This is a genomic window from Cellulomonas iranensis NBRC 101100 = JCM 18110 (assembly GCF_001552375.1).
GTDB classification, from domain to species: Bacteria; Actinomycetota; Actinomycetes; order Actinomycetales; family Cellulomonadaceae; genus Cellulomonas; species Cellulomonas iranensis.
On record NZ_BCRB01000155.1, the window covers coordinates 1 to 3,635 of the forward strand.

A 3,635-nucleotide genomic window follows, 5' to 3' on the forward strand; every position below is an offset into this window, starting at 1 on the left:
CCGCGGCACGCGCCGCGCGGGGGCGGGCGGCGCCGTCCGCCGCGCCGGATCCCGGACGGGGCGCGACGAGCGCCCGGTGCACGACCACGTACTCCGGGCCGTCGTTCTACACGTCCGTCCCCACCGAGGGGGGCGACGGGTCCAACGGCCGCCTGCCGGCGTCCGCGCTGACGGCGGTCTCGTGGACCGCGGACTCCCGCGGCACGCCGTTCTACCTGCGGTCCGACGCCGCCGCCGCGCTCGAGCGGCTCAACGCCGCGTTCCGCGCGGCCCTCGGCCACGACCTCGCGCTCGACCTCACCTACCGCGACCTCGACACGCAGGTCGCGATGCGCGCCGCGCTGGGCTCGGTGGCGGCCGTGCCCGGGACGTCGTCGCACGGCACGGGGCTGGCGATCGACGTCCCCGAGCTGCCGTGCGACTACGGCTGGGACTCGGCCGCGCGGGCGTGGCTCGTCGCGCACGGCCCGGCGTACGGCTGGGTGTCGCCGGCGTGGGCGCGCCAGGCCGGGTCGAACCCCGAGTACTGGCACTACGAGTACCGCGGCTGACGCGGGCCGCGGTCAGCGGTCGGTCGCGGGGCCGTCCGCCGCCGGGTCCGGGCGGCCGCCCGCCGCGCCGTCGTCGGCCGGCCGGACCGCGGCGCTGCCGGACGGCACGGTCACCCACGCGACCACGGCGCCGGCGACCAGGAGCCCGGCGCACACGAGCATCGCCGTGCGGTGGGCCGGTGCGAGGCGCGCCGCGTCGGTGAGGGACGCGCCGACGCCCGCGACGAGCGGGAGCACGGCGACCGCGAGCAGGCTCGCGACCCGCGCGACCGCGTTGTTGACGCCGCTCGCGACGCCGGCCAGGTGGTCGGGGGCCGCGGCCAGCGCGGTCGTCGTCAGCGGTGCGACCGTCATCACGAGTCCCACGCCCTGCAGCAGCACGCCCGGCAGCACGTGCGTGACGTACGGAGCCGAGGGGCCGATGCCGGCGAGGAGCGCCGTGCCCGCGCCGGCGACGAGCGGGCCGACGGTCATCGGGACGCGGGGGCCGACCCGCACCCCCCACGCGCCCGCGCGGGGGGAGAACGCCAGCAGCAGCAGCGTCACCGGCAGCTGCGCAACCCCGGCGGCGAGCGGCGGGTACCCCGCCACGACCTGCAGCGTCACGACGAGGAAGAACCCGACGCCGCTGAGCGCGGCGTACACGAGGAACGTCGCGACGTTGACGCCGGCGAACGGGCGCCACCGGAACAGGCGCGGCGGGACCAGCGGCGCGCGCGTGCGCGACTCGACCCGCAGGAACGCCGTCAGCGCGACGGCGCCGACCGCGAGCGCCGCGACCACGACGGCGCGCGACGCGCCCGGCTCGGACCACACCGTGAACCCGTAGGTGAGCCCCGCGAGCCCGAGGGCCCCGAGCGCGGTCCCGGCGACGTCGACGCGCGCCTGCGCGCCCGGGTCGGCGGACTCGGGCACGTGCCGCAGCGCGACCGCGACGACGAGCGCGGCGAGCGGCACGTTGATGCCGAACACCCAGCGCCAGTCCGCGACCTGCACGACCCACCCGCCGAGGAACGGCGCCGCGGCGCCCGCGAGCCCGCCGAGCTCCGACCACGCGCCGATCGCGCGGCCGCGGTCGTCGCCCGCGAACGTCGACTGCAGGATCGCGAGCGAGCCGGGCGTCAGGAGCGCACCGCCGACGCCCTGCAGCACGCGTGCCGCGACCAGCACCCCGACCGTGGGGGCGAGCGCGCACGCGACGGACGCGACCGCGAACCACACGACCCCCACCAGGAACACGCGCCGCCGCCCCAGCCGGTCGCCGAGCGCGCCGCCGAGCAGCAGGAACGCCGCGAGCGTCAGCGCGTACCCGTTGACGGTCCACTGCAGGTCGGCCGTCGTCGCCTCGAGGTCCTCGGCGATGCGCGGCAGCGCGATCGTGACGACGGTCGCGTCGATGAACGCGAGGGCCGACCCGAGCACGGTGGCGAGCAGCACCCACCGGCCCGCGGCGGAGCGGTACGCGACGGTCCCGGTCACGGCCGGGACGCCCGGGGCGCGGTCATCGCGGCCGGTCGCGGTCCTTGCTCGGCTGCACGCGCTTGGGCTCGCCGGGCATCTTGGGGTACTCGGGCGGGTAGGGCAGGTCGCCGTGGCCGTCGTCGCGCTCCTGGCGGTCGGCGAGCTCGAGCAGCGAGTCGATCCGGTACCGCGGCGCCGCGTGCGCGACGAGCGGCGCGAACAGGTCGCCGACGTCGGCGAACCGCGCGGGCATCGTGGTGACGTCGAAGTCGTCGGGGTGCGCGTCGGCGACTTCGTCCCACGTGAGGGGCGCCGAGACGGTCGCGCGGGGGTTGGAGCGGATCGAGTACGCCGACGCGATCGTGCGGTCGCGCGCCATCTGGTTGTAGTCGACGAAGATCTTGCGGCCCCGCTCCTCCTTCCACCACCTCATGGTCACCTGCTCGGGCAGCCGGCGTTCGAGCTCGCGGCCGAACGCGATCGTGGCGCGGCGCGCCTCGACGAACGTCCACGCGGGCTCGATCGGCACGAACACGTGGAGCCCGCGACCCCCCGACGTCTTGGGCGTGCCCTCGAGTCCGTGCTCGGCGAGCAGCTCGCGCACGTGCGGCGCGACCCGGGCGGCGTCGGCGAAGTCGGTGCCGGGCTGCGGGTCGAGGTCGATGCGCACCTGGTCGGGCCGGTCGACGTCGTCCCGCACGACCGGCCACGGGTGGAACGTCAGCGTGCCGAGGTTCGCGGCCCACGCGACGACCGCGAGCTCGGTCGGGGCGACCTCGTCGGCGGTGCGACCCGACGGGAACGCGATGCGTGACGTCTCGACGTAGCCGGGCGCGCCCTGCGGCACACGCTTCTGGTAGAACGCGTCGCCCGACGAGTCCTGCCGGGTCGCCATCCGGGCGCCCTCGAACACGCCCTTGGGCCACCGCTCAAGCGTCGTCGGGCGGTCCAGCAGCGCGCCGAGGACGCCGTCGCCCACGGCGAGGAAGTACTCGACGACGTCGAGCTTGGTGATCCCGCGGTCGGGGAACACGACGCGGTCGGGGCTGCTGACGCGCACGGTGCGGCCGCGCACCTCGAGCTCCACCGCCGGGGTCTGTGCCATGGCTCACACGGTAGGGCCGGTCGCCGACACCCGCCCCTCGCGCGCGGCGGCCGTGCCGAGCAGGCCGCGGCGGTGCGCGATCGCGACGGCCTCGGTGCGCCCCGACGCCCCGAGCTTCGCGAGCACGTTCGACACGTGCACCGACACGGTCTTGCCGGAGATGAACAGCCGCTCGCCGACCAGCCGGTTCGACAGCCCCTGCGCGACCAGCGTCAGCACCTCGGACTCGCGGGCGGTGAGCACGTCGCCGCCCGGCGCGGCCGGCGCCCCGCCGAGCCGGGCGCGGCGCACCAGGTCGGCGACGGCCTCCGCCAGCGGTGCGGCCCCCATGGCGTGCGCCTCGGCGAGCGCGGCCTGCGCCTCGGTGGCCGCCGCGCCGCGGTCGCCGCGCGCCACGAGGGCCTCCGCGAGGCGCCGCCGGACGCGCGCCGTCTCGTACCGGTGCCCGTACGCCAGCTCCGCGAGCGCCGCGCGCCACGCCTCGACGTCGGCCCGGCCCGCGGCGCGCGCGTGCTCGG

At 77.5% G+C, this 3,635-nt stretch carries 4 protein-coding genes; 1 reads left to right on the plus strand and 3 read right to left on the minus strand.

Annotation, left to right across the window (positions count from 1 at the left end):
• Positions 1–551: M15 family metallopeptidase (locus CS2_RS17845; protein WP_233421260.1), on the plus strand; the 551-nt coding region annotated here is incomplete at its 5' end.
• 12 nt (positions 552–563) lie between these two features.
• On the opposite strand, the gene CS2_RS17850 is transcribed toward CS2_RS17845, so the two are convergent.
• From CS2_RS17850 to CS2_RS17860, 3 genes are all read right to left on the minus strand, one after another.
• Positions 564–2,030 (minus strand): MFS transporter, encoded by a 1,467-nt coding sequence (locus CS2_RS17850; RefSeq protein WP_082740355.1) that lies wholly within the window; start codon positions 2,028–2,030, stop codon positions 564–566.
• Positions 2,031–2,052: 22 nt separating this feature from the next.
• Entirely contained in the window at positions 2,053–3,117 is a 1,065-nt protein-coding gene (ligD, locus tag CS2_RS17855; RefSeq protein WP_046530026.1) for a non-homologous end-joining DNA ligase, read from the minus strand.
• 3 nt (positions 3,118–3,120) lie between these two features.
• The coding region (locus tag CS2_RS17860; RefSeq protein ID WP_082740356.1) for a helix-turn-helix transcriptional regulator at positions 3,121–3,635 on the minus strand (515 nt) is incomplete at its 5' end.

Excerpts from the sequence above, each read along its gene's own strand:
- ligD (WP_046530026.1), bottom strand. The coding sequence starts at position 3,117 with ATGGCACAGACCCCGGCGGTGGAGCTCGAGGTGCGCGGCCGCACCGTG.